Raw genomic sequence first — 26,211 nt, forward strand, 5'->3', positions numbered from 1 at the left:
GAATCAGTTGCTCACTCCTGAAATAGTTTTGATGACATCTATAAATCTAGTCGCGCATATTATACGCATCTTCGCGCAATAGGCCAAAACTAATACAGTTAAAAATTAAAATACTCTCCATTTACGGTGAGTTATTGTACAAATTCGAGGTATTTCACTCGAATTGCCCAACAATAATCACAAAAATAGGGATATTCAGGTTAATTAAAGACCACTTTCCAACCTGCTGCTGATTTTATTTCAGCAACGGTTCACCTTTCATCTGCTGGTCTGCATGGTATGAGGATCGAACCATGGGACCACTGGCCACACGTTTGAATCCCATTTGTTTTGCCAGTTCACCCAGCTCGTCAAATTCATCAGGGTGTACAAAACGCTCTACAGCCAAGTGATGTTTACTTGGTTGTAAGTACTGCCCTAAGGTAATCATATCGATATCATGGTCACGCATATCTTGCATAACCTGAATCACTTCTTCTTTGGTCTCGCCAATGCCTAGCATCAATCCTGACTTAGTCATGATATCGGGACACAAAGCCTTATAACGCTTTAATAAATCCAAAGACCATTGATAGTCAGAACCCGGGCGCACCTTTTTATATAAGGACGGCACCGTTTCTAGGTTATGGTTAAACACATCTGGCGGGGTTTGCGCCAGAATTTCTAAGGCTACATCCATACGCCCACGAAAATCAGGTACTAATATTTCCATCTCTAAAGTTGGACTTAACTCTCGAGAGTAACGCACACAATCAGCAAAATGCTGAGCACCACCATCGCGTAAATCATCTCGGTCAACCGAGGTAATCACAACATATTTTAGTCCCATGTCGGCAATGGCTGTGGCCAGTTCTTTTGGCTCATCTGCATTAAGCGGGTTTGGACGACCATGTCCTACATCGCAAAACGGACAGCGACGTGTACAAATGTCACCCATAATCATAAAGGTAGCGGTACCACCACCAAAACATTCGCCAATATTAGGGCAAGAGGCTTCTTCGCAAACGGTATGTAAACCATGTTTACGTAGTTTTTGTTTTACCTCATTGATTTTTGGGCTTGCCGGGATACGCACACGAATCCAATCTGGTTTACGCGGCATCGTTTCCGTAGGAATCACTTTAATTGGAATACGAGCGACCTTATCAGCGCCGCGCATTTTTTCACCCTGAACCACCTTGGCTTTTTTCTCTGTACTCATGGTAAGTGATTACCTAATTCTAGTGTGCCCTCGTAAGGCAGGCAGGTTGCAATTTGATCGACTAGCTTTTGGCCAACGACCTTTATATTTGGTTGAGAAGTATGCTCAGCCATGTGTGTCATATTCATTCCGGCATAACCACAAGGGTTGATGCGTAAAAAGGGCTCTAAATCCATATCAACATTAAGCGCGAGTCCGTGGAAACTATACCCTTTACGAATGCGTAAGCCTAATGATGCTATTTTACTTTCACCAACATACACGCCAGGCGCATCTGCTTTAGGGTAAGCCTGGATATCGTACTGGGCCAATAGTTTTACCAAGCTGATTTCGATCCCATCGACCAATGACCGTGGCCCTAAATCCAAGCGTTTCAAGTCAGCCATGATATAGGCCGTGATCTGACCCGGGCCATGATACGTTACTTGTCCGCCGCGGTCTGCTTGAACAACAGGGATATCACCTGTCAGCAGTAAATGTTCTGGTTTACCTGCCTGCCCTTGGGTAAATACTCTTTGGTGCTGAAGTATCCATATTTCATCTTGAGTGTGCGCATCACGCGTATCGGTAAAGGCCTTCATTGCCTGCCATACGGGTTCGTATGCAAGCTCACCTTCCAAATAGCGCACACCTAGCTGCATCACATAACCATCTTTATACGATCATGGCGAATAAAATCAGCATGTAACTCTTCTAGCTGCTTTTGAGATGTCGCCGTTACAAAAAAAGTAACCGATGTAAAACGACCATTACTGCTGTGATTGACTTTGAGTTTGTTAACATCAAAGTCAGGTGCATGCACACGCATGATATCAATCACAAATGATTCGTAGTCGTCACCTGACTGACCCAATACTTTAATCGGGTAATTTGCGCAGGGGAATTCAATTTTAGGGGGTTGTGTTTTCTGAGCCATAATTCGTCTAGTGGTAACCTGTTCAACCCCAATATGGTTGTTAAACAGGCAAATGCAAGGGCCTAACTAAATAAGGAGTAAAAGAACAATTTAATATAATCTAAAATTCGCGAGAAAAAGCCAGCTTCTTCAATCTCACTCAATGCAATCAAAGGTTTATCCATCAAAACTTTATCGCCTAGAGAGACCGTCATATGGCCATATTCCATGCCTTTAATGATAGGCGCTTTAATTACATCATCAATACTGTACTGAACATCTAAGTTACCTTTTTGCCCTCTTGGTATGGTGATATAAGCACCGTTTTTAACACCTAAAGCCAACTCTTCTTCTTGGCCTAGCCATACTTTTTGAGTTTGAAGGGTCTCTTGTGCATCATATAATTTATGGCTTTCGTAATAGCGGAAACCATATGTTAATAACTTTTGTGATTCACGAGCACGGGAACGCTCTGAGCTAGCGCCCATTACAACAGCGATTAAACGCATGCCGTCTTCTGTGGCACTAGACACTAAACAAAAGCCCGCTTCTTCAGTATGGCCTGTTTTAAGACCGTCTACTCTTGGGTCCCAAAAAAGCAATAAGTTACGGTTAGGCTGCTCAATGTTGTTGTATTTGAATTTCTTTTCTTTATAAAGAGGATAGTATGTTTTGTGATCACTGATAATGTGCTTAGCTAAATTGGATAAATCACGAGCTGTGGATGCATGCCCTTTAGCAGGTAATCCAGTTGCATTTTTAAAGCGAGTATTCACCATGCCTAATGACGCTGCATATTGATTCATGACATCAACAAATGCTTCTTCTGTTCCGCTAATATGCTCAGCTAATGCAATACTGGCATCATTACCGGACTGAATAATCACACCTTTTAATAAGTCTTTCACCGATACGTAGGTGCCTTCGCGAATAAACATGCGAGAACCTTCGGCTTTCCAAGCTTTCACACTAATCCGCGTTAGGTCGTCTTCTTTGATATTGCCGTAATCTAGTTCTTCGGTGACGATAAAGCTTGTCATCATTTTGGTTAAGCTGGCTGGTGGCAGCACATTATCGGCATTATGCTCAACTAATACATCGCCACTATTGGCATCAATTAGGATATACGAGCTAGCGGCTAAAGCCGGAGGCTGAGGAATAATATTAGGGACAGCAAAAGACGCAAAAGAAAACAAAAAGACCAAGCAAAAAGTAAGTAAACGCATAGGACCGTAATTAGCTATGAATAAAATGGTGACGCATTGTAGCATGCTTATTGTGTTTGGTAAGAGTTGCTAAGGCACGATCAAGGTAGAATGAATATCTTGTGCTTGTAATGTGCTCTGGACCACGTCTATTTTAGCCGGGTCCAAGGGGCCGATGCGCACCTTGTGTAGAATTTTACCATTGCTTGCATCTTTGGTGATGTAAACCGGCTCTTGCACAGCCGCCGCTAACGTCTCCTGCATTTTTAAAGCCGAAGGCTCGGCTTCAAATGCGGCCACTTGTAAAAATAAATATTCACTTGGAGGAAGCGGTGCGGCCAATAAGTCGACCTTTACGTTGGCTGTCCCCTGTTTATGAAAGCCCAAACGAACCGCTGCGGCATAAGATAAATCAATCAACCTATCACCATGAAAAGGCCCTCGATCATTTACCCTAACCACTAAGCTTTTTTGGTTATCTAGATTCGTCACTCGAACATAGCTAGGTAATGGTAATGATTTGTGCGCGGCGCTAAATTGATAAACATCAAACTTTTCACCGTTGCTGGTATCGTGTCCGTGAAACTTTTCACCATACCAAGACGCAACACCCTGCTGTGAATATTCGGTTAAGCCTTTATGTACATCATAGGTCTTTCCCCATACTTCATACTGGTCAGGATTAACCTCGCCTAGAAAGTGGTTCCCGAATCGGCTTGGGTTCGTCTAGGTTTAAAATGCTTGCTTGAAATAACGGCGTACTATCGTGACGTTGCTGATAGCGCGAAGTGGAGCAAGCTTGCACCAATATTATTAAACCAATAATGCTGCAAGCCTGAATCAATTTCATGGTTGTTTCAATATCTCACTAAAGTCAGACACAGCACGTGCATACATGCTGCTACGATTATAACGAGTGATCACATAAAAGTTTTTATACACAAGCCAATAATCTTGACCTTCTTCTAAGTCATACCGAAAAAGCGCCGCATCGCGATCTTTCATATTCTTTGGCGTATTGACACCGCGCGTCTTCCATTCAGAGACCGTCGCATTTAACGATAAACCGGTATTGGCAAATTTGTCTGCCTCTGCGTTATAAAGCGTTACTGAGCTTGCGACTGGCTCACCCGCTTGCCAACCATGGCGTTTAAAGTAATACGCAACACTTGCGATGGCATCATCTACATTGGTCCAAAGATCTTTTTTCCCATCGCCATCAAAGTCCACGGCATAACTAATGTAACTTGATGGAATAAACTGACCCAAACCCATTGCACCCGCATAAGAGCCTTTAATCGTTAGAGGATCAAGATCATTATCACGAACCATTAGGAAATAATTTTTAAGTTCACGGTAAAATAACGACCGTTTTGGGTAATCAAACCCCAAGGTCGCTAAAGCATCGATAACACGATAACTCCCTGTGATTCGGCCATAGTAGGTTTCAACACCAATAATGGCGGCAATAACTTCACGAGGAATGCCATATTTTTCTTCTACGGCATCAAATGTCGCTTTATGCTCTTTAAGGAATGCCTTACCTGCTTTTGCGCGACTCTCGGTTAAAAATATATCTCTGTATTCATGCCAAGGTTTCACTTTTTCAGCTGGGCGAGAGATCGCTTCAAGGATCTTATCTTTACGCTCAGCTTGTGAGAGCACGTCACGCAATACTTTTTCATCATAGTTATGTTCTTTTATCATCTCCGCGATAAAAGGCTCATATTTAGGGTGGTCTTCATAACCACCCGCAGAAACAGAAATGCTACTTAACAACACAACAAAACCAGCTACTAACACAGTAAACCTCATAACATTAAATCCGACGATGCATATAAACTGACATGATAACGCCAAATGCCGCCATTAGGGTAACGATGGACGTACCACCGTAACTAATTAGCGGTAAAGGCACACCCACTACCGGTAAAATTCCACTCACCATTCCTATATTAACAAACACGTAGATGAAAAACGTGACGATCAACGCACCTGCAAATAATCTTGCAAAGGTATCTCGACCACGCGATGCCATATAAATTCCACGCAGAGTAATGAGCATATACAGTATTAATAAGAGCAACACCCCAATTAACCCTTGCTCTTCTGCATAAACGGCAATAATAAAATCGGTGTGACGTTCAGGTAAAAACTCTAACTGAGACTGAGTGCCCTGCATCCAGCCTTTACCTTCTAACCCACCAGACCCAATTGCTGTCTTGCTCTGTATTATATTCCAGCCAGAGCCTAATGGATCACTTTCAGGGTCTAAAAATGTCAGTACTCGCTGCTTTTGATAATCATGCATAACGCCATACCACATAACAGGAGCGACGGCTAAAACCGTCACAATAGCGATTACAATCCAACGGCCGCTTAAGCCTGCAAATAGTAAAGCAAAGATACCAGCCGATGAAATTAACAGAGCCGTACCTAAATCTGGCTGTTTAAAAATTAATAATGCCGGAAACATAATCAAGGTAAACACGACAACAATGACTTTTAATCTTGGTGGTAATAATTTAGACGACAAATACCACGCAATCATCATAGGCGTTACGAGTTTCATAATCTCAGACGGCTGAAAACGAAACAAACCAAATACACTTAACCAGCGCTGGGCACCTTTTGCCCCCACGCCTGCAACTAATACCAAAATCAAAGCAATAATGCCGACACCATAAACCCAAGGCGCCGACATCTGAAACCAACGAGGATCAATTTGTGCAACCACCACCATGACCAAAAAGCCTAAGCCTAAATACACCATTTGGCGATATACCATGCCCATATTTTGCCCACTGGCACTATATAAAATAAATAACCCACCAGCACACAGCAGCAATAACAAACACAGCATGGTGATATCGATATTTAAGCGCTGCAAAATACCACGACCACTTTGCATACCGGAATCATCAAGCTGACGGATAAAATCACCGGCCATGGCACACCTCGCAAACGCCCATCGACACCTTCATAAGGCAACCGCGTTAATGTTGTTAAAAATCATAGGCGATTCCTTTGGGCCGATCATCGTTTAAAAATTGATCGATCACTTTCTTCGAAATAGGCGCCGCAGTCGCACCCGCTGACTCTCCATTTTCAACCACTGCGGCTATTGCAATTTTAGGGTCATCAACTGGAGCAAAGCTTACAAACAAGGCGTGATCACGCTGACGCTCAAGCAAGGCCTCAGAGTCATATTCTTCGTTTTGCTTAATGCCAACAATTTGTGCCGTACCGGTTTTACCCGCTAAACGATATTTCAAGTTTCGTTTTAAACCTCTGGCCGTCCCCAAATAATGTTTAATAACACCTTCCATAGCATTATTCATTTTATCCCAATTTTCGGGGTTCTTTAGGAGAATATCATCCGGCTTGGTTTCTTCTACTAGTGGCTCGTTATCAATAAATTGAACCAATTTTGCTCGATGCCACTGCCCTTTTGCAGCGTATACATTCATGGCCGTTGCCAACTGCAATGGTGTTGCCAACATAAAACCTTGGCCCAAACCTAAATTAAGTGTATCGCCAGCATACCAAGAGCGCCCTCTGTATATTCGTTTCCATTCTCGGTCTGGTAGCAGTGCAGGCAATGCATTGGCTATATCTAAACCCGTATTTTGACCAAAGCCAAATTTTGATAAAAAGGGATGTAAGTTATCAATGCCGGTTCTAAATGACATTTCATAAAAATAGGTATCACAACTCTGAATAATGGCATCACGTAAATTAATGTGATCACCATGGCCCCGACGCTTCCAATCTCGATAAACACGCTCGTCGTTTTCAAGCATGTACCAACCAGGGTCTTTAATTTCTTCTTTCCAATTGGTCGCACCCGTCTCTAAAAACCCTAAACCCAGGAACGGCTTCATGGTGGACCCTGGCGGGTATTGTCCGCGCGCCGCACGGTCAAATAATGGTGTGTCGAGGGAATCTCTTAATGAATTGTAATCTTTGTAGCTGATGCCGTTTACAAACAGATTAGGGTCAAAAGATGGGCTGGATACCATGGTCAGTACGCCACCGGTTGCTGGATCCATTGCCACAAGTGAGCCACGGCGCCCTTTAAATGCTTCCATGGCGGTACGCTGTAGTCGAGCATCTAAATTTAGAATGATGTTTTTACCCGGAATCGAGCTTTGCTTTTCTAGAACTTTTAAAATACGGCCCTGAGCATTAGTCTCAACTTTTTGATAACCCACTTGACCATGCAATTCTTTTTCGTAATGGCGCTCAATACCAATTTTACCAATGCGTCGAGTGACCTTATATTGAATAGGGTCTAATCGTTTTTTCTCTGCTTCATTCATTTGCCCAACGTAACCAATCACATGGGCGAAATCCTCATCCATTGGATAATGGCGCACTAATTCGGCTTCGACTTGCACACCTTTTAAGAAATAATCGTTCACCATTATTTTGGCAATTTGGGTTTCATCTAGTCGATATTTAAGAGCTATCGCTTCGTAGGGCCGACGGTAAGCCGTTACTCGCTTTTCAAAGCTTTCACGCTCTTCAGGGGTTATGCCTACCAAGGCTTCGATTAGCCCAAGTGTTTGAGACATGTTATCCACACGCTCCGGCACAATGGTTAAACTATGACTGGGCAGGTTTTCGGCCAATAAAACGCCATTGCGATCAAAGATCAAACCTCGAATGGGCTCTACGGTTTTTAATTGCACACGATTGTTTTCAGACTTACTGGCATAGAGATCGTGCTGAGTAATCTGTAAAAATGACATACGTGCTGCCAAAGCACACACTAACAAAAACACACAAAAGCCCGCTAAATAAGCGCGCTTAGTAAATATGTCTTTTTCAATTCGTGCGTCCTTTGAGGCAAAACTCATTTAGTCATCACTTATGGAGCAGATAAATAGATTGCGTACCATTTAGGCTTTTTTATTATTAAAAAACAAGTAGTTACTATCTTACTTGTGATAGGGATGATTGTTCAAAATCGTCCAAGCTCGATAAAGCTGCTCTGCTAACAATATACGCACAAGTGGATGTGGCAAGGTTAACGGCGACAATGACCACTTATATTTTGCTTTCGCTGAGCATTCTTTGCTTAAGCCGTCCGGCCCACCTATCAATAAATCCACATCTTGGCCAATCATGCGCCAGTCCGTTAGCTGCTCAGAGAGTACTTGCGTGCTCCAAGGCTTGCCTAATACTTCAAGTGCCACACAGGTGTTTTGCGGTTTCATTGCCGCTAACATAGCTTGGCCTTCTTTTTCGATGGCTTTAGCAGGCGATTGATTTTTGCCTCTGGGCCCCAGTGGCAATTCCACTAACTCTAGGCGGCATTCGTTAGGTAGACGCTTGGCATATTCATTAAAACCTTGCTCTACCCATGAGGGCATTTTGCCCCCAACGGCGAGAATTCTAATCTTCATGGACGGTTATTGCGCAACGCGCGGCTCACTCCATAAACGCTCAAGATCATAGTGTTCACGAGCTTGGCTGGTCATCACATGAACAATCACATCACCTAAATCGATCAATACCCAGTCGCTATTACCACGACCTTCAGAGCCCAGCGGCATTAAACCTGCGGCTTTTGATTTTTCAGAAACGTTATCTGCGACCGCTTGCACGTGTCTGCTAGAGGTGCCGGTGGCGATAATCATTATATCGGTTACGGATGTGCGGTCTTTTACATTGATGCTCGTAATATCTTGAGCTTTTAAGTTCTCAAGCGCATCAATTACAATTTCACTTAATTTTGCAGTGTCCATTGATTTCAGTTTTTACCTCGATAGAGCCCATGTAGCTCAATATAGTTCATAACAGGCTGTGGCACATGGCCATCCACAGGTTCTTGTTTGCGCAATGCCTGTCGAATCTCCGTCGACGACACTGCAACTGGCTCAAGTGCCACTTGCATCAAACAGCCATTTGCTTGCTGTTTAAATCTTTCGATGTTTGGTTCTTGCTTTGCTGGCCATAGATGGGTGTCTTGGTCAGCCAATACATCGCCCGCACGATTAATCACAATGAGGTTGGCCAACTGAAAAAACAGCGTCCAATCTTGCCATTGCGTTAACCCTTTTGCTGCGTCTGTGCCTAGCACCCAGCAAATATGAGCCGCTTCACCCAGCTCTTTTCGTAATTGAATAAGGGTATCAACCGTATAGGTCGCACCTTCGCGCAGTGTCTCTCTTGGGTCAATAAGTAGCGTCAATTGATGCGCTAGCGCCTGCTTCAACATGGCTACTCGATGCTTAGCGTGTGACGCGCCTCGTTTATGATAGGCATCACCGCAGGGCATCATGTAAATATGGGCATACCCCATCACCTTAGCTAATTGTTGCGCACTTTTTATATGGCCATCATGCACTGGGTCAAATGTCCCACCCATAACCACATAATGTTTCGCCGTATTAGTTGCGGATATGACCATCACCTAATACCACCCATTTTTGCGAGGTTAAGCCGTCTAACCCCACTGGGCCACGGGCATGAATTTTATCGGTACTAATACCAATTTCAGCACCCAAACCATACTCAAAACCGTCAGCAAAGCGAGTCGATGCGTTAACCATTACCGAGCTTGAATCCACTTGGCGCAAGAACTGGCGAGCCTTTGTATAGTTTTCCGTAATAATGCTGTCGGTGTGGTGAGAGCCGTATTGGTTAATATGAATAATGGCTTCATCCATGTCATTCACGACTTTCACCGCTAAAATTGGCGCTAAATACTCGGTAGACCAATCTTCTTGCGTTGCAGGTAACATGCTCGCAACGATAGCACGGCTATTCTCACAGCCGCGTAATTCAACCTCTAACTCGCCATAGGCTCTGGCAAGCTGAGGCAATACTTTTGCCGCAACCGCTTCATGAACCAATAACGTTTCCATCGTGTTGCAGGTACCATAACGATGGGTTTTAGCATTAATGGCCACATTCACGGCTTTGGTTAAATCCGCATCATTATCAATATACACATGACAAATACCATCAAGATGTTTGATGACCGTCACTTTAGCGTCTTTGCTGATGCGCTCTATTAAACTTTTACCGCCGCGAGGCACCACCACATCGACATATTCTTGCATGGTGATCAACTCACCGACTGCCGCACGGTCGGTGGTTTCAACCACTTGTACGACCTGCTCTGGTAAACCGGCTTCTGCCAAGCCTTGGCGAATGCACTTAGCGAGGGCTTGGTTTGAGTCTATTGACTCGGACCCACCCCGTAAAATAGCCGCATTACCAGACTTTAAGCATAAGCTCGCCGCTTCAATCGTTACATTTGGGCGAGACTCGTAAATAATTCCAATCACACCTAAAGGCACCCGCATTTTACCCACTTGAATACCCGATGGGCGGTATTCTAAGTCCGTAATTCCACCAACTGGATCCGCCAAGGCGGCCACCTGATTTAAGCCTTCAATCATGGCGTCGATTCGAGCGGGCGTCAGCTCTAAACGGTCTAGCAACGCTGCGTCTAGGCCATTAGCTTGGCCACGCTGCATGTCTTGTTTATTTGCCACCATGAGTTCATCGCGTGCCGCTTCAATGGCGGTGGCAATGGCAAATAAAGCTTGGTTTTTCTCTCCACTATCGGCTTTGGCAATAGCGGCACTGGCTGCTCTGGCTTGTTGGCCTACTTGCAGCATGTAGTGTTTTACATCCATTAAATCTACCCAATCGCTGCCTACCTGATTATGTGGCCTAGGGCCGTGGAGGCAAATCGTAAGAAAAGTGCCGCGATTATACCTGAACCGCGAGCTTACCCAAACAATGATTCGTCCGTGCTAGTATTAAACCTGTGTGTGTGGGTAATATATGCTCGCATTTATAGGCCAAGGGCAGCGTTTTGCTCTTTATAGGACACTCTTTCATGCAGGCATTAACGGTTAATCACATTCGCATCTTATTTTGCGTCATCGGCACTGTGATTTTAAGTTTGATTGCTTACCTTGAGTACCTGACAGGGGCCAATACCATTGCCTTATTCACCCTGTTACTTGGTCTTGTGCTGACGATTAACGGCGCCTACATTATATTTGGTAAACAAGAGCAAGTTGGTAATCACGTCGACACACTGTTTTTAATATTACTGGCTGTATTTTCCTTATTCACGGCCGACATCAAAGCCGAACACAGCTATTGGTCTTATTTTTTTCCTATTGCCGCATTCTTTTTGTTTTCACTGCGTACTGCCATTTGGTGTGTACTCGCCTACACGCCCTTGGCAATTTACATATTCATCCAGTACAGCCCAGCTCTTATCCAAGCCCAGATTCTATTTAGTTATGCCGCCATTAGCACCATTGCGTTATTTTTAGCCATGGTAAAATCTCGCACCAACCAATTGCTTGAACCACTTATTAGCAGCGATGAAGAAACAGGGGCCCAGCTGGAAAAGTTTTTGCGCTCCGCCCTTAATACCGAAATCAACCGCGCAGAACGTGAAGGAACCGGTTTATTGCTTGTTTATATAACGTATAACAGCAACAGTAAAAAGGGAGAAAAAACCACATCACTAGCCAAGCTCTGCGCTCAGGCTATCGAGCATTTTTTACGCCCCTTTGATCAATACTATCGACTTCAAGGCAACGATTTTGCCATTATTATGCCCCATACTAATTCGCACAATGCACTGATCACGGTAAAGCAAATGGTCAGTGAAATGCCTAAAAGCATTCAAGGTTACACCCAAGTCGGATTTGCCAGTTTAAACGTGGGAGACACTGAAGACAGCTTGATTCAGCAAGCGCATCAGGAGCTTAAGCATGTTTGATATCAGTATGGAGAAAGAACCTGCATTAAGTTTACTGTATGCGCTCATTGCTGGGGCCATGAGTTTATTATGCATTACACATTATTTTTTTGGGCATTTTGATGTATTGCTGATTCAACTCATGACCATTGCTATTTTGATTTTCACCTCCGTTTTTTTATTTCTTAATCGCAATCGTGCAATGAGCCAGTACATTAATTTAATGACCCTCTCATCGGTTGCATTATTAATGCAGTACCAATTAAATTTCAATCCAGAGCTGACCATGCACTGGGTGTATGTCTTTCCCGTTATTAGTTATTTTGCACTGCCTTTAAGCTGGGCGTTTTTATTAAATACGACTGTGGTGCTATGCACACTGTCACAACTCATATTTATAATAAGTACAGAGCAAACATTAAAGTTTGTTTTCATCTATATGCTTATTAGTATGTGCTCCTTATGTTATGCGTATGTTAATACACTGAAGCAAACTAACTTATTGAAATTAGCCGTCACCGATTATCAATCCGGCGCTTATAATAGTCGCTACCTTTTAAAAAAATTACATCAAGAAATTGCCCGAAGCGAAACCACCAGCCGAACGCTCTCTATGCTGGCGATTACCATTGATGATTACCAACAAATTCAAGATATTCATGGTAAAAACGCCAGCAACCGCCTTGTTAAAATTTTTCGCCATAAATTAATCGCACTACTGCGAGCTGGCGATGATATATTTCACAATGGTAAGGGCACATTCTTTATTTTATTACCAAACTGTTCAATGGAGGGTGGCGTCGTATTAAAAGAGCGTTTACTCAAAGAAATGGAGGAGGAGCATTGGGGTGACGTTGGTGACTTACAATTAAACGTTGGTTTAGCCAGCTTAAATCATAAAGAAAGCGCTGAAAGTTTCCTAGATCGAGCCAGTGGCTTTGTTCACAAACAACAGCAAACCGCTTTAAGACTGATGTCATTCAACAATTAATATGATCGATTCTATTCTTATTTTTCTATCGCAAAATCCTGCGTATATTTTTGTTGCTATCTTTGTTGTTGCGTTATGTGAATCACTTGCAGTGGTAGGCATTATTGTACCGGGCGTGGGATTAATTACAGCGGCGAGTATTATGGCTGGCAACTTACAGTTAAATGTTTATTTGCTATTAGCTTGCGCCATATCGGGTGCTTTTATAGGGGATTTAATCAGCTTTTATATTGGTCGTATTTTCCAACCTCATTTACCTAATGCTTGGCCTTTCAAAAATAACCCTCAGTGGATAACAAGTGGTCATGATTTTTTTCATCGCCATGGCGGAAAAAGTATTTTCTTTGGTCGCTTTATTGGGCCCATTCGTCCGTTTATTCCAATGGTGGCAGGCATGATGGACATGCCCGTTCGATATTTCATGCTCTTAAACGGGTTATCCGCTATCGCATGGGGGTTAGCTTACTTATTACCAAGTTACTTATTAGGTGAAGCGGTTAATATTAAGTGGTTATTAAGCTGGGAAGGATTGTTACTTTTGACGCTCATCACACTCATTGCAATGGCCGCAAGCTACACACTCAAGAAAAACAGTGCTAATAAAAAAGATGATTAAAAACACATAAAAAAAGGCCGTGATTCCTTCACGACCTTTCTCACCTAGGGTGCTTCCTTAATAGGCTTAATTAATACTTTAGCCGATTACTTACTTTGCCTTAGATTAAGTTTGTTTAATAAATAAAGTAAACATGTGATTTAAGGATTATAACTTAGGGTGACAAACTGGCGGCTAACATTATTTGCACTGTCGTACGCAGCCACTTGCAACTGATTTTCACCTTTGCTCAAGCGCACTAATACGCTGAAGTGAGTGGTGTAATCAAACTGGCCAAGAAAAATATCACCATCGGCATTCACAACTTGTATCTTTTTAATGCCCATTCCCATATCGAACGCCATACCGCGAATAGCGACAATGCGTTCTTGTACGGACTCTGGCATATCCATAACTTCGAGTACTGGGCCTGACTGATCGGGAAAACTTTTTTTATTGTTAGGATTGGTGCCGGCCTGCTGCTCTTGTGCATTTGTAAAGCCATCGCCATCACTGTCGGTATCTTGTGTATCACCGACGCCATCGCCATCAACATCGGCACTTTCTTGAGCATTACGAGGAAACGGATCTTGCCAGTTATTGACACCATCGCCGTCAATATCCAGATCATAACCATCAGGGATGCCGTCACCGTCTAAATCAGCTGGTTTGCTCTTGGCATTTTTGGGGTCGGTTTTTAACAAACGTTCGAAGCGATCAGCAATACCATCACCGTCACTATCAACATCTTTTGCTTGAGAGTATGAACTGATCAAACCTAATGCGCCGAAACACATTAGTAATAAGGCGAATTTACCCATGGGAATATGCTTTTTTAATTATTATTTTGCGCAAGTCTATCACACAGTCAACGAATGTCATCTATCACACAAGGCGTTGATATTGATTAACTGAGAGTGAGGTAGATAAAAACAGCCAGCACACAGAGCATTCGATCAATCACATAATGGGCTTGTTACTGCCCATACTGATTAGGAGACGTCTGCTGTGAATGTGCGACATCGTCTTGGTTCGATAATAATTTAGCTAATTCGAGTTTTCGTGACGTTATGCATTCTTTATAAGCGTGACGAATACGAGCTTGTGTATCACCTACTTGGCCATCAATGCTTTGTAACCATTGCTCAAACAACCAAATTTCACGTTCTAATTTATGGATCTGCTCGTTTTTATTATTGTTATTCATAAGCTGATTCTTTTAAGTTACGTCCCTTTGCACCTATTTTAAAGCCAGTGCATATTAATCATTAAAGGCTAGCCGTCCATGGCTAACCACACAAGGCTATTGGCCTGGTGCTAGTAATACTTTTGAGCACGCAATCGCTCGATTTTTATCATCAACGATAATTCCGGCAACCGCGTTTCCTGAATTATTTTTCTCTGGTCGTACAAGTAAATAACCATCGACGCAGAACGCTTCTTTATTTGACGATTTAGGTGACACTTTAGTGGTACTCTCTAAATCGACGGACAATACTCTAAGTGTATCTATGACGTTTTCGTCTTCAGCACTCATGTGTTTAATATAGCCTTTCATATCAAGCATAATGACGGCAACCGCAAACGCTAAAATAGCGGCAACAATGGCGACTTTAATATCTCGTTCTGTCAACTTCATTTGGACTCCTAATCCAGTCTCTATCTCATCAATAGTGCATCGACATTATTGCGATGCCACTAACTATTTATGAATATTTAAAATTAATTCATTCGCCCCACAAGGGCATTAGCGCTTGCTCAATCCCCAAGTGATTCAGCATTCTCGCCACCATAAAGTCCACTAAGTCACCAATGCCTTTGGGGTTGTGATAAAACCCTGGGCTGGCTGGCATAATGGTCACGCCCATATTGGCAAGCTTTAACATGCTCTCTAGGTGTATTGGGCTGAACGGGGTTTCCCTTGGTACAAGAATTAACGCACGCTTTTCTTTAATCGCCACATCCGCGGCACGCTCAATCAAATTATTACTCGCGCCTGTGGCAATCGCGCTCAATGTACCCGTTGAGCAAGGGCATACTATCATAGGGCCTTTGCGGCCCGAGCCACTGGCAACTGGCGCAAACCATTGTTCGCGACCAAACACGGTAATCTGGCCGTCTTCTGCTTGGCAGTATTGAGAGAGCACCGCTTGCATTTTTTCAGGTGTACCTGGCAGCTTTAAGTCCGCTTCTGTGGCAAAAACAACCTGCGCCGCCTTACTTACCATCACATAAACCGGTCGTTTTGCGGCCACTAAACATTGCAACAATCGCAAGGCATAAGGCGCGCCCGATGCACCTGTTATAGCAACGGTAATAGGAGCATGCTGTGTGTATTCAAGCGCCATACTTATCCTTTAAAGCCAGAGCTAACTGTTGATGAATCCCAGCAAAACCGCCGTTACTCATTAATACAATCACATCGCCCGCTTTCGCGTTTTCTGTAAGGTGGGCGATTATAGCGTCTACTTCGTCCATTAATAGTGCCGATTGACCTATTTCACGACACCCGTCAATAACGGGCTGCATATCCCAATTAAGACCTTTTGGTTGAAACCAAATACTGGTATCCGCATTTTTAACGGAAGTGGGCAATGCTTGTTTGTGTACTCCCATACGCATGGTATTGGATCTTGGTTCAATCACCGCCCAAATATGTTGAAAACGATCGCTATTTTTAACGCCTGCTAGGGTGCTTTCGATGGCCGTTGGGTGATGAGCAAAGTCGTCATAAACTTCAATATCATTAACCTTGCACACAAGCTCCATACGGCGTTTCACACCTTCAAAGCGATTTAAAGCCGTAATCGCATCTTTAGGTAAAATGCCCACGTGATAAGCGGCGGCGATACACACCAATGCATTCTTGACGTTATGAATGCCCGTTTGTGTCCAATTGACCTCGCCCACCATCTTGTCTTTTTGCAGCACATTAAAACGAGAGCCTGATGCATCAATAAGTTCATATTGCCAATCAACACCTATTTCAACCTTAGGCGTCCAGCAACCCTTTTCTAATGTCGCTTGTAGGTGTGCTTCGTCCGCTGGGTAAATAATTTGGCCATCGCTCGGAATCGTGCGCACTAAATGATGAAACTGCGTTTTGATGGCTTCGATGTCGTTAAAAATATCGGCATGATCAAACTCAAGGTTATTTAAAATCACTGTACGGCCTTGGTAGTGTACAAATTTTGAACGTTTATCAAAAAAGGCACTGTCATATTCATCAGCCTCTACAACAAAAAAATCGCTAGCGCCCATGCGAGCAGACACACCAAAATTCTTTGGTACACCTCCAATCAAAAATCCAGGCTCGAAACCGCAATCTTGTAATACCCACGTCAACATACTTGTAGTCGTGGTTTTACCATGAGTACCCGCGACTGCCATGACCCATTTATTCTTTAAGATATGCTCAGCTAAATAAGCAGGACCAGAGGTATAAGGGATCTGCTTATTTAATACGTATTCAACGGCCACATTACCGCGGCTCATGGCATTACCAATCACCACTAAGTCTGGCTTAGGTTGCAAGTGGCTTTCAGCAAAACCTTGCATGATTTCAATACCCGCTTGCTCTAGTTGAGTGCTCATGGGCGGGTAAACATTTTGGTCTGAGCCCGTCACACGGTGACCTTGTGCGATGGCCAGTTGCGCCAACGACCCCATAAATGTGCCACAAATACCTAATATATGAATATGCATCGTTAATCTGTATGACCTTGTTTTTGTGTTGTCTATTTAAAACTAAAGAGTGACGAATTGGTAGGCATGTCAGCATGCGGCACTTAAACCGTGGACCTGTACGAATTAAAACTCAAATACTGAACAAACAATGTACAACTCAGCCAGTCGCTTACTGCTTTTTTAGTATTTTCAAACCATTTTTAGCGCTTTTAAACATATGTGCTACACCTAATGTATGGCCCCAGCCTTACTTCGGGTTGTTCACTAATCAACATAAACAGGATGAATTATGGCGATGAAACGTATTGTCTGCGCAGCGCTTCCATTACTACTCACTGCGCTGCCAACTCAGGCTGTGACTTTAGAGCAGCTCAATCAGCAGGTTCAACAAATAAATAAACGTATTTCAGAGCAAGGCAACAAGCTGCGCATTAATGGCTTTGCTAGTTTATCGGCGACTATTTCGGATGAAGAGGTAAAGTATAACGACGTTAATGACGAAGTGAACTTCAATCGCTTTAGTAAAGTTGGCCTGCAAATGTCATTTAAAATAGATGACGATAATAGCGTTGTCACCCAGCTGGTTAGCAGAGGTGAAAACGAATGGAACACAAAAGCCGAGTGGGTTTATTTCAAACATCAGTTTAGTAACAATTTTTCAATGAAAGCTGGCCGTATTCGTACTCCAGCCTACATGTTAAGCGAATACCTTGATATCGGTTATGCGGTACCTTGGGCACAAATGCCCGCTGAAACCTATTCGGCACTAGAGCCGTTTTCAAATATGGATGGCTTTGATTTAACCTACGGCACAGACATTGGCGATAATTTGCTTAGCGTGCAGTTTGCTTATGGCCAATCATCCAGTGAATCATTTGCATTAAACGATATTTTATCATTAAGCTCCACCTTTCAAGCTGACACATGGTCCGCTCGTGTTGCCTATGCCATCTCTTCATTGGATGTGGTTGACGCTACATTACAAGGAGCTATCGGCCTTTATGGCTCGAATGAATTAACGGGTATCACAGGCACGTTTACCAGCGCTGGCGTGACTTATGACCCTGGTAATATTTACTTCACCACAGAATACACACAAATAGAAGTAGACGAACAGCTCGCTGATATTGATGCCGTTTATGCTACCTTTGGTTATCGCATAGGACGATGGATGCCTGCATTAACATACGCCATTGCTGAATCGCAAGATGACAAAGAACGTACCTTACAAGCAGCTTTCGATAACAACTCATCTTTAGCGCCATTTGGTAGTGTGGCTGGTTTACAAGCCGCCGCCGCAGGGGGTAATGCGACTGCTCAGCAAGTGATTGGTGGTGTGCAAACATTTCAAGCTGGTAATAACTACGATACTAATCGCATCGGCTTAAGTCTGCGTTATGACATGATGGCCGGCACCGCGTTAAAAGTACAATATGACATTATTGATGCGGGAGATGTGGGTGGCTTATTTACATCAGCTGATTATGCGACTGCGCAAGCAGCTAACAACGAACCTGACAGCGTTAACATGCTGACTGTATCAATTGATACTGTATTTTAAGGGAGGAGATAATGATGAATAATTTAACGTTTAAATTGCTAGCCACTCTAACCTTAATAAGTTGCGTCAGTATTGCGCACGCTGGCGCCGTTGTTGTGGCCAGTAAAAATAGCCCAATTAGTGCGTCGAACGAAAACGATGTAGTCAAAGCATTTTTAGGTAAAAAGAAAGACCTCAACGGTGTCTCGGTTGTGCCCATTGACCAAGGTGAAGGCAACCCTGCTCGTACTGATTTTTATACAAACATCATCAAAAAATCAGAAGCCCAGTTAAAGTCATACTGGTCACGCCTAATTTTTACCGGTAAAGGTCAAGCACCACAAGTGGTGGGTGGCGATAGCGAAGTAAAAAACATGTTGTCTAGCAGCCCAAATATCATCGGTTACATAGATGAGAGTGCCGTAGATGGCTCAGTAAAAGTTATTTATAAACCTTAAAGTTTATACCTCTATCAAAACCAGGTTATTGGCAACGCCATGACCTGGTTTTTTATACCTCAAATTAAGTACGTCATCCGTTCATTTTTAAGTGTCTCAATTTATCTAGGCGCCTTTTATAAGCGTAATCCATTATCTTTTTAATCTCTTATACTTTTTTTAGCACTTTTATACATATGTGCTACACCTAATGTATGGCCCCAGCCTTATAGGGCTGTTCATTAATAACCATAAATAGGATGAATTATGGCGATAAAATATATTGCCTGCGCGGCGATTCCTTTGTTAGCAGCCACATTGCCAACACAAGCGGTCACCCTAGAGCAGCTTAATAATCAAGTTCAGCAAATGAATAAACGCATTTCTGAACAAAGCAATAAATTACGCATTAATGGCTTTGCTAGTTTTGGACTTATACAGTCCGATAATGAAGCAAGCTATCACCGAGATATTACCGACGAGCCTAATTTTCGTCGCTATACCAAGGCTGGTATTCAGATGTCATTTAATATTGATGACAGCACCTCTATCATCACTCAGTTGGTTTCAAAAGGTGAAAACGATTTTAACACCAAGGCCGACTGGCTATACATAAAGCACAGTTTTGGTAATGGCTTAACAGCAAAAGCCGGTCGCTTACGTAAACCTAACTATCTACTATCTGAATTTTTTGATGTGGGCTACGCCATGCCTTGGACCCAACCACCGGTTGAGGTTTATGGGGTACTAGAATCTAGCGCAAATTATGAAGCTATCGATCTAACCTATGATTTTGAAATAGGTGATTGGAGTGCTTATACACAATTTCAATATGGTCGCTCGGAGACATCCGAAACGATTTCAAAGGACTTGCTAGCTTTCAACTTCAGTATGAATAACGGCGATCTCACTCTGCGTGCTGGATACTCTCAGGCTGACGCATCAGTTGTAGCAGGGTCAACTACTGCAGGCTTAGTAACAGGTATCAATGCTGCTATCGCGAATACAAACCTTGCTGGCGAAGCGGTTGAAAGTAGAAACAAGGGAACGTTTTATGGCTTAGCAGCCATGTATGATAATGGTCAAATTCTTGTTATCAGCGAATTTAATTCGCTTGCTGTAGATAGTGCGTTTTCTGACCAAGATGGCTATTACGTAATGGGTGGCTATCGCATTGGTCAATGGATGCCTTATCTAACGCTAGCGCATGAAGAAACCAAAGATGACAGTGACCGTAATGCAACGTCTCTTATCACCTCAACAGGAAGTGCAGCAGGCGATGCGGCAACACTTGCGGCGATAAATGCAAGCCTATCCACATTAAATACTGAGCAAGATCGCACTGCATTAGGCGTGCGTTACGATTTCAAACCTGGGGTCGCTATTAAGGTTCAGTATGACATGGTTGACGTAGGTGATACAGCAGGTGAGTTTGACGCAAAACCTGCCGACGAAAAAGCCAACATTCTTTCAATCACTATCGACACAGTCTTTTAAGGGAGGAGATGATTATGAAAAATTTAACGTTTAAATTACTAACTGCTCTAACCTTAGCAAGCTGCTTCACCATTGCACAAGCGGGCAGCGTTGTTGTGGCCGGTAAAAGCAGCCCTATTGGGGCATCGAGTGAAGATGATGTGGTAAAAGCCTTTTTGGGTAAAAAGAAAGCTTTAGGTGGTGTTTCTGTTGTACCGATCGACCAAGGTGAAGGAAACGCAGCTCGTGATGATTTTTACGCCAACATCGTTAAAAAATCAGAATCTCAGCTAAAATCTTACTGGTCTCGATTGATCTTCACTGGTAAAGGTCAGGCACCGCAAGTTGTAGGTGGTGATGCTGAAGTGAAAAACATGGTTGCTAATAACCCTAATATTCTCGGCTACATTGACGAGAGCGCGGTTGATGGTACTGTGAAAGTCATTTATAAACCTTAACGTTTATTACATTAAAAAACGGGCCTATGGCCACTGCTGTCCCATAGTTTTGGCTCATAAAGCGAACCCCATTTGAGGTTCGCTTTTTTTACGCCGAGAGGAAATAGGCTGGAGAAGTTGCCTGAGTGTTTTGCATTCAAATAAATTGGCTTGAAGCACGCGTAATATACGCTGAACTGTCCAGCCTTGCTTTGCCGAATACCGAGCAAATGACACCAATAAAAAGGTAATCATAGCAATCCAGATTTGTGTCAAAACGGCATTTTTAGAACGCCCTATAAACGCATGGATTTTAAGGTTCTGCTTAAGCGCTTTAAAGAATAGCTCCACCTGCCAGCGTTCTTTATAAATCGCGGCAATGGTCGTAGCAGCCAGTTGAAAATTATTGGTTAAAAATGAATACTATCGACCACTTTCGAAATCAATAAATTTAACCAAGCGCAGCACTGGCGCGTTCCTCTTTTTTGCGTGCTCACTGCTTAGTTCAATAATTTGATCACTGATGACACCCTTATCAGAGTTGCATTCACGCTGCTCGATGACATCAAATACAGTGCCTAATCTCATGCGAGTAACGAAGCTAACCCTTTGATTGGTAAGGTCTGCGAACCATTGATAGTCAATATAACCTTTATCGAAGGCCACCATACTGCCTTGCGGGAAATCAAATTTTCGGCCTTCAATCATGTCATTCTCGTTGCCGTCACTGAGCGCAACAAACTCAGGAATCATATTGCCATGATTCAGTGCCACACTGAGTTTTACATTGGCCGTATCATCTCTATGGGCGGCCCAAGGAAAAAGACTAAGGGATAAATCAATGGCGCTGGCGTCTAAAGAAAATAGCGGGTTTTTGAATCGAAATTTATGCTTATGGGGCGGCTGACGACAACGGTTCTGTAACGTATAAAATAAAGATTGATACAATTCCGAAGGCTGATTTTCATTGATTCTGGCAAGTGTGCTACGAGCAATTGGTTTGGCACCAAGGTGGTACAGTTTGGCTTGTTGCGTTTCTAAATTAGATTCGATATCCCGCAAGCTTTGACGGCCACAAAGTTGCGATATGGTCATGCCGATAAATTGGTCCCATCGAGTTGCAGAGCGCAATTTTTGACCAGAGTGATGTTGCTTTGCCAAGGTTTCAAATTCATGTCTCGAAATAGGTTTTAGCAACTGGTGAAAAGCAGTGTTAGAATGTGACAAAGCCTGATTCCTTGTTATTACAGCGTTTGTTCGCACTCACATTGTAACAATTTGGATTCAGGCTTTCTTGTTTATACGAAACTATGGGACAGCAGTGCCTCAGGGCGCTTTTTTTATGCCTAATACAATATTTTTAGTTCGAATCGTATTCAAAATACTGAGTCTGTTTACCTAAAATATAATGAAAGCCACTAGCGTCTAAAAGTGATCGCGCTCTAATGGGTTCATCTCCCTCATAAGGTAAATACAAAAATTCTGTATGTATTTTTTGTGCCCCCCAACAAGATTTAAGATCAACTACACAATTGGCTTTTTTTGTAATGTCGAATACTAAAAGCTCTAAACCAATATCCGTTGGAACATCTCTTGATCGATCAACTGATTCATCCAGTGTACTAGGAAATGGTGAGCCAAATGTGCTTTGCAACGGAAATATCATTCGGCCTGATGAGTCAGTATTAAAAACTAACTGATGGGTTCTGATATCTGATATAGCAAGTGGTTGATGTGAAAAACCCTCTGTTAAATAAGTAAACATGATTAACTTAGGGTTAAATAAAGCCGTCATATCAAATAAGGTTAAAGCCGTTGTGGGGAGGCTCCCTTGTGAAATTTCAAACTGACTAGAGTAAATAGAGACTATGTTCTGTGCACTAGGAATTATTTTTTCAACATACCCTTTTACAATCACACCATTAGATAAAGCCGGTTTCTTCGCTGATTGAGTCCCTATACTAAAGAGACGCCCATCACTCATATTATCAACATGATTCTGTTCTTCATAACCAATAGCAATATGCCAAACATCATCTAAGTTACTCGATACACTCATTATGTAAGTGTTGTCTTGCTTGTTTTCTGGCGTAAATGAAAGTGACTTTGAAAAAACATCTATTTTTTCAAAGGTATCTACTGAAGCCTCTGAACGATTCAAATTATAAATCTTAAGCCCAGCTTGAATAACATCACCAAACTCAAATAGCCCTACGGCAATAAGCACCCCATTCTTTTCATATAAGTAATCACCTATACTATCGGTGTAAAAAGAATCGTTCAAAATAAATTTTCTATCGTAAACTAGTTTATCATTCGCAACTCTATACCTATGGACATATCTTTTTGAAAAACTTGAATAAGTCAAATACACACTGTCTTTAAATACGCTCAACCCGGCATTTTGCATACCTGAGATATTCGATTGAATACAATGATTACTGTTAACAGCACCATTTTTCATGGATACATTTGATATATTAAACACCAAACTTGATAAATCAGGCATTATTTTATTATTGAGCGAAACATCCTCATTTACGATTAAACAGTTTTTTTTTGTTATGGATGTGACCGAAGACGTCAGCATAAATAAATTATGATTTAATTGCTGACTGTCAATTAACGACCCTGTTAATTTTACATCGTCAATCAGTGTTGGATTCTCAATTTTAGTCACATCAATTAGTTTGGCGTGGGTTACAAAGAAAGCAGATTGATTTGAATATTGAATTCGATTAGTGAAAACATCCATAATCACATTTTTATACTGATACAAAGAATGCTCACTGGAATTAATATTGGTTAAATCATGCTTTGAGAGCAGTTCATATGCTTCACCCTCTTTTTTAAGAATGTGTAAGTCCACCGGAATATTGCAATTAATATCAGAGCAAGCCGCCAATCCTGGTTCATCTGCCAGTACAATATATCCATTATACTCAATAATTCGATCCCCTATAATCACTTGATCAAGCTTATTATTAGAGTAAGCGAAAATTGAAATCATCAGAAAAGAAAATAATATAGTAGGTTTTATTATCATCGAGAGCATTCCTTTTTTACAGTCAATGTCTCTTCAATAGACAGCACCATTATTGAAGTTTTGGCATAACAAACAGCGACTATGCGTTCGTTATCATTAAGTAAAATAAGGTGAATAAATACCCTAAAATGAACTATGACATGCAAATAACCACTACAAAGGGATCATTAACTTGTTCAACAAAAATCATAATGTTAGCAACTGGTTATAACCCTATGAAAAACAAGCAATAATAGATGCCTAGCGACAGTAGTAGTACAAAAACGCCAGAATGATAACAGCTTGAATAAAAGAAAACGTTTGCCAAAATTTTAATGGGTTACGCTGCGATAGTGGTACAAAAGAAGGCTTTTTATATTTAGAGTTAGGGCGTTGTAAATCAAAAATAAATTCAGACATAGCCTCATGCCTTAGCTCTGGCTGAGGCGATAATGCACGCTGCAGGGCTTGGTCCATCCATAGTGGCACCATTGGATTAAATTGTATTGCACTGCGGTATTTCAAGCTGGATAGCTTACGCTGATCTTTCAATTTTTCAAGTTGATCGCCAAATGGCAATTGCCCTGTTAACACTTCGTAAATCACCAATGCCAAACTAAATAAGTCCGATTTTTTTGTTTTACGCAGCCTAAATCGTGTTTCAGGCGCACTGTAAACAGCGGTCCCCAACGCCTGCTCTCGATCAAAAGGTGTATCAATTTCTTCCACACCAGCGGCATAACACGAACCAAAATCAATAATTTTTGGGACGCCGCCAATACTTAATAAAATGTTATCGGGTTTAATATCTTGATGCAGAATATCTTTACGATGAAATGCTCGAATCCCCCGACTCATCATTTCAGCTAAACGCACCACTTCTTTGATATCGGGCTTTGGGTTCTCTTTGATCCATTGCTCTAAGGTTAAACCATCAACGTATTCCATTAATGTGTATAACGCTGATTTTTTTTCAGGCTCAACAATCTTAACCACATAAGGACTGTCGATGCGCTTGCCAATCCATTGCTCTAAAAAAAAGCGTTCAATATAAGCAGGATCATCATCAAAATTCACAGACGGTGTTTTTAATATTAAACGCTTACCTTCTGGGTTTTTAACAAGATATACCTGACTCCTTGGGCTTTCATGCAGTATTTTTTGCACCACTAACCCATCCAAACTTTGTCCTACGCAAAGAGGCGGCGGGAATGGCTGGTCACTTAGCTTTTGATAAACCTCTTGATTATTAGCATCGGGTAAAGCATCAACGCGCACCAGCTGACAACTCAAGTTATCAGCACTGCCATTTGATAATGCTTTATCAATTATACATAAGCAGCTTTCGTTTAAATCTGTGCTATTTTCGATTTCTTGATGAATTTCTTTTGGTGAAACAAAATCATGTACACCGTCTGTACTCAAAAAATAGAGATCACCTTGCTCAATATCAAATTGTTGAAAGTCCATTTCAAGATGGTTATCCATACCCATAGCACGAGACAAATACACGGTATCTTGATTAATACTAATAGAGTGATCGGTGGTTAAGCATTCAAAAAATCCCTTTCTTAAACGATAGATTCGAGTATCGCCGATATGAAAAATAGTCGCCGTTTGTGATTTTAAAATTAACGCACTTAGCGTGCTCACATGCCCTTTAATTTGACTTTGACCTACCAACCAGCGATTTAACGCCAATACAATCTTTTGACCTGAAGTTTTCACCGACCATGCATCCGGTGTTGCATAATAATCACTAATGAAATTACGCACGCACATTTCACTGGCTTCTTTTCCCGCTTCTGCTGCACTGACACCATCAGCAATTACCGCAACGGCACCTTTAATCGTTAACGCAGGTTGGTCTGGTATGCGCATACCAATGCAGTCTTCGTTGGTGTCTTTTAAGCCTGCACGGCTATGTTGCCCAACGGTTAGCGATAATTGAGAATGTAAATGCACAAATACCTCAAACA

The 26,211-nt window shown here is 42.2% G+C and carries 27 protein-coding genes and 2 pseudogenes; 7 read left to right on the forward strand and 22 right to left on the reverse strand.

Annotated elements, in window-relative coordinates; genetic code table 11:
* Positions 1-235 precede the first annotated feature (235 nt).
* From lipA to ACU6U9_RS00910, 14 genes and pseudogenes are all read right to left on the reverse strand, one after another.
* A complete protein-coding gene (lipA, locus tag ACU6U9_RS00845; protein WP_446733198.1) occupies positions 236-1,201 on the reverse strand; it encodes a lipoyl synthase in 966 nt (321 codons plus the stop codon).
* Complete coding sequence (gene lipB / locus ACU6U9_RS00850) at positions 1,198-1,842, reverse strand: lipoyl(octanoyl) transferase LipB (protein WP_446735039.1); 645 nt, start codon at positions 1,840-1,842, stop codon at positions 1,198-1,200. Before lipB ends, lipA begins: the two co-directional genes overlap by 4 nt.
* The gene (locus ACU6U9_RS00855) at positions 1,842-2,117 is read right to left on the reverse strand and encodes a YbeD family protein (protein ID WP_446733199.1); all 276 of its coding nucleotides are present in this window, start codon (positions 2,115-2,117) and stop codon (positions 1,842-1,844) included. The genes lipB and ACU6U9_RS00855 overlap by 1 nt, the downstream gene beginning before the upstream one ends.
* Positions 2,118-2,179: 62 nt before the next feature.
* On the reverse strand, positions 2,180-3,322 hold the full coding sequence (locus tag ACU6U9_RS00860) for a D-alanyl-D-alanine carboxypeptidase family protein (protein ID WP_446733200.1): 1,143 nt from the start codon (positions 3,320-3,322) through the stop codon (positions 2,180-2,182).
* Between the two features lie 69 nt (positions 3,323-3,391).
* The gene (locus tag ACU6U9_RS00865) at positions 3,392-3,643 is read right to left on the reverse strand and encodes an SPOR domain-containing protein (RefSeq protein WP_446735040.1); all 252 of its coding nucleotides are present in this window, start codon (positions 3,641-3,643) and stop codon (positions 3,392-3,394) included.
* A 6-nt stretch (positions 3,644-3,649) separates the two neighbouring features.
* Positions 3,650-3,907, reverse strand: a pseudogene (locus ACU6U9_RS00870) (septal ring lytic transglycosylase RlpA family protein); the annotation flags it as partial.
* Positions 3,908-3,983: 76 nt separating this feature from the next.
* The gene (locus ACU6U9_RS00875) at positions 3,984-4,151 is read right to left on the reverse strand and encodes a hypothetical protein (RefSeq protein WP_446733201.1); all 168 of its coding nucleotides are present in this window, start codon (positions 4,149-4,151) and stop codon (positions 3,984-3,986) included.
* Positions 4,148-5,116: a lytic murein transglycosylase B gene (mltB, locus tag ACU6U9_RS00880; RefSeq protein ID WP_446733202.1), complete on the reverse strand. Its 969-nt coding sequence runs from the start codon at positions 5,114-5,116 to the stop codon at positions 4,148-4,150. The genes ACU6U9_RS00875 and mltB overlap by 4 nt, the downstream gene beginning before the upstream one ends.
* 4 nt (positions 5,117-5,120) lie before the next feature.
* Entirely contained in the window at positions 5,121-6,251 is a 1,131-nt protein-coding gene (gene rodA / locus ACU6U9_RS00885; protein ID WP_446733203.1) for a rod shape-determining protein RodA, read from the reverse strand.
* 55 nt (positions 6,252-6,306) lie between these two features.
* A complete protein-coding gene (mrdA, locus tag ACU6U9_RS00890) occupies positions 6,307-8,163 on the reverse strand; it encodes a penicillin-binding protein 2 (RefSeq protein ID WP_446733204.1) in 1,857 nt (618 codons plus the stop codon).
* 81 nt (positions 8,164-8,244) lie between these two features.
* Positions 8,245-8,712: a 23S rRNA (pseudouridine(1915)-N(3))-methyltransferase RlmH gene (gene rlmH / locus ACU6U9_RS00895; protein WP_446733205.1), complete on the reverse strand. Its 468-nt coding sequence runs from the start codon at positions 8,710-8,712 to the stop codon at positions 8,245-8,247.
* 6 nt (positions 8,713-8,718) lie between these two features.
* Positions 8,719-9,054 carry a ribosome silencing factor gene (gene rsfS / locus ACU6U9_RS00900; RefSeq protein ID WP_446733206.1) on the reverse strand — a complete coding sequence of 112 codons (336 nt, stop codon included), beginning with the start codon at positions 9,052-9,054 and terminating at the stop codon, positions 8,719-8,721.
* 5 nt (positions 9,055-9,059) lie between these two features.
* Positions 9,060-9,719 (reverse strand): nicotinate (nicotinamide) nucleotide adenylyltransferase, encoded by a 660-nt coding sequence (gene nadD / locus ACU6U9_RS00905; RefSeq protein WP_446735041.1) that lies wholly within the window; start codon positions 9,717-9,719, stop codon positions 9,060-9,062.
* Positions 9,700-10,956 carry a glutamate-5-semialdehyde dehydrogenase gene (locus ACU6U9_RS00910; RefSeq protein WP_446733207.1) on the reverse strand — a complete coding sequence of 419 codons (1,257 nt, stop codon included), beginning with the start codon at positions 10,954-10,956 and terminating at the stop codon, positions 9,700-9,702. The genes nadD and ACU6U9_RS00910 overlap by 20 nt, the downstream gene beginning before the upstream one ends.
* Positions 10,957-11,162: 206 nt before the next feature.
* Between ACU6U9_RS00910 and ACU6U9_RS00915 the strand changes: the two genes are divergently transcribed.
* From ACU6U9_RS00915 to ACU6U9_RS00925, 3 genes are read left to right on the forward strand one after another with little or no spacing between them, the layout of a single operon-like run.
* The gene (locus tag ACU6U9_RS00915) at positions 11,163-12,065 is read left to right on the forward strand and encodes a GGDEF domain-containing protein (RefSeq protein WP_446733208.1); all 903 of its coding nucleotides are present in this window, start codon (positions 11,163-11,165) and stop codon (positions 12,063-12,065) included.
* Positions 12,058-13,035, forward strand: coding sequence for a GGDEF domain-containing protein (locus tag ACU6U9_RS00920; protein WP_446733209.1), 978 nt, complete (start codon positions 12,058-12,060; stop codon positions 13,033-13,035). The genes ACU6U9_RS00915 and ACU6U9_RS00920 overlap by 8 nt, the downstream gene beginning before the upstream one ends.
* A 1-nt stretch (position 13,036) precedes the next feature.
* The gene (locus ACU6U9_RS00925; protein WP_446733210.1) at positions 13,037-13,651 is read left to right on the forward strand and encodes a DedA family protein; all 615 of its coding nucleotides are present in this window, start codon (positions 13,037-13,039) and stop codon (positions 13,649-13,651) included.
* Between the two features lie 140 nt (positions 13,652-13,791).
* On the opposite strand, the gene ACU6U9_RS00930 is transcribed toward ACU6U9_RS00925, so the two are convergent.
* The 5 genes from ACU6U9_RS00930 to mpl form a co-directional block, all read right to left on the reverse strand.
* The gene (locus ACU6U9_RS00930) at positions 13,792-14,451 is read right to left on the reverse strand and encodes a thrombospondin type 3 repeat-containing protein (protein ID WP_446733211.1); all 660 of its coding nucleotides are present in this window, start codon (positions 14,449-14,451) and stop codon (positions 13,792-13,794) included.
* Positions 14,452-14,606: 155 nt separating this feature from the next.
* Positions 14,607-14,837 (reverse strand): hypothetical protein, encoded by a 231-nt coding sequence (locus ACU6U9_RS00935; RefSeq protein WP_446733212.1) that lies wholly within the window; start codon positions 14,835-14,837, stop codon positions 14,607-14,609.
* Positions 14,838-14,933: 96 nt separating this feature from the next.
* Positions 14,934-15,269 (reverse strand): hypothetical protein, encoded by a 336-nt coding sequence (locus ACU6U9_RS00940; RefSeq protein ID WP_446733213.1) that lies wholly within the window; start codon positions 15,267-15,269, stop codon positions 14,934-14,936.
* A gap of 88 nt (positions 15,270-15,357) precedes the next feature.
* The gene (locus tag ACU6U9_RS00945) at positions 15,358-15,978 is read right to left on the reverse strand and encodes a flavin prenyltransferase UbiX (protein ID WP_446733214.1); all 621 of its coding nucleotides are present in this window, start codon (positions 15,976-15,978) and stop codon (positions 15,358-15,360) included.
* Complete coding sequence (gene mpl / locus ACU6U9_RS00950) at positions 15,968-17,335, reverse strand: UDP-N-acetylmuramate:L-alanyl-gamma-D-glutamyl-meso-diaminopimelate ligase (RefSeq protein WP_446733215.1); 1,368 nt, start codon at positions 17,333-17,335, stop codon at positions 15,968-15,970. The genes ACU6U9_RS00945 and mpl overlap by 11 nt, the downstream gene beginning before the upstream one ends.
* Positions 17,336-17,606: 271 nt before the next feature.
* Here mpl and ACU6U9_RS00955 point away from each other — a divergent pair, with 271 nt between their 5' ends.
* The 4 genes from ACU6U9_RS00955 to ACU6U9_RS00970 all read left to right on the forward strand — a co-directional run bounded on the left by ACU6U9_RS00955 (position 17,607) and on the right by ACU6U9_RS00970 (position 21,228).
* Complete coding sequence (locus ACU6U9_RS00955; RefSeq protein WP_446733216.1) at positions 17,607-18,878, forward strand: hypothetical protein; 1,272 nt, start codon at positions 17,607-17,609, stop codon at positions 18,876-18,878.
* 11 nt (positions 18,879-18,889) lie between these two features.
* Positions 18,890-19,315: a phosphate ABC transporter substrate-binding protein gene (locus ACU6U9_RS00960; protein WP_446733217.1), complete on the forward strand. Its 426-nt coding sequence runs from the start codon at positions 18,890-18,892 to the stop codon at positions 19,313-19,315.
* 246 nt (positions 19,316-19,561) lie between these two features.
* A complete protein-coding gene (locus ACU6U9_RS00965) occupies positions 19,562-20,791 on the forward strand; it encodes a hypothetical protein (RefSeq protein ID WP_446733218.1) in 1,230 nt (409 codons plus the stop codon).
* Positions 20,792-20,805: 14 nt separating this feature from the next.
* Positions 20,806-21,228 carry a phosphate ABC transporter substrate-binding protein gene (locus tag ACU6U9_RS00970; protein ID WP_446733219.1) on the forward strand — a complete coding sequence of 141 codons (423 nt, stop codon included), beginning with the start codon at positions 20,806-20,808 and terminating at the stop codon, positions 21,226-21,228.
* Positions 21,229-21,282: 54 nt separating this feature from the next.
* Here ACU6U9_RS00970 and ACU6U9_RS00975 read toward each other — a convergent pair.
* The 3 genes and pseudogenes from ACU6U9_RS00975 to ACU6U9_RS00985 form a co-directional block, all read right to left on the reverse strand.
* Positions 21,283-22,434 (reverse strand): annotated as a pseudogene (locus ACU6U9_RS00975) (IS4 family transposase).
* A gap of 133 nt (positions 22,435-22,567) precedes the next feature.
* Complete coding sequence (locus ACU6U9_RS00980; protein WP_446733220.1) at positions 22,568-24,253, reverse strand: hypothetical protein; 1,686 nt, start codon at positions 24,251-24,253, stop codon at positions 22,568-22,570.
* Between the two features lie 240 nt (positions 24,254-24,493).
* Positions 24,494-26,197 (reverse strand): protein kinase domain-containing protein, encoded by a 1,704-nt coding sequence (locus tag ACU6U9_RS00985; protein WP_446733221.1) that lies wholly within the window; start codon positions 26,195-26,197, stop codon positions 24,494-24,496.
* Between the last annotated feature and the right edge of the window lie 14 nt (positions 26,198-26,211).

Source organism: Pseudomonas sp. HK3, from assembly GCF_052920985.1.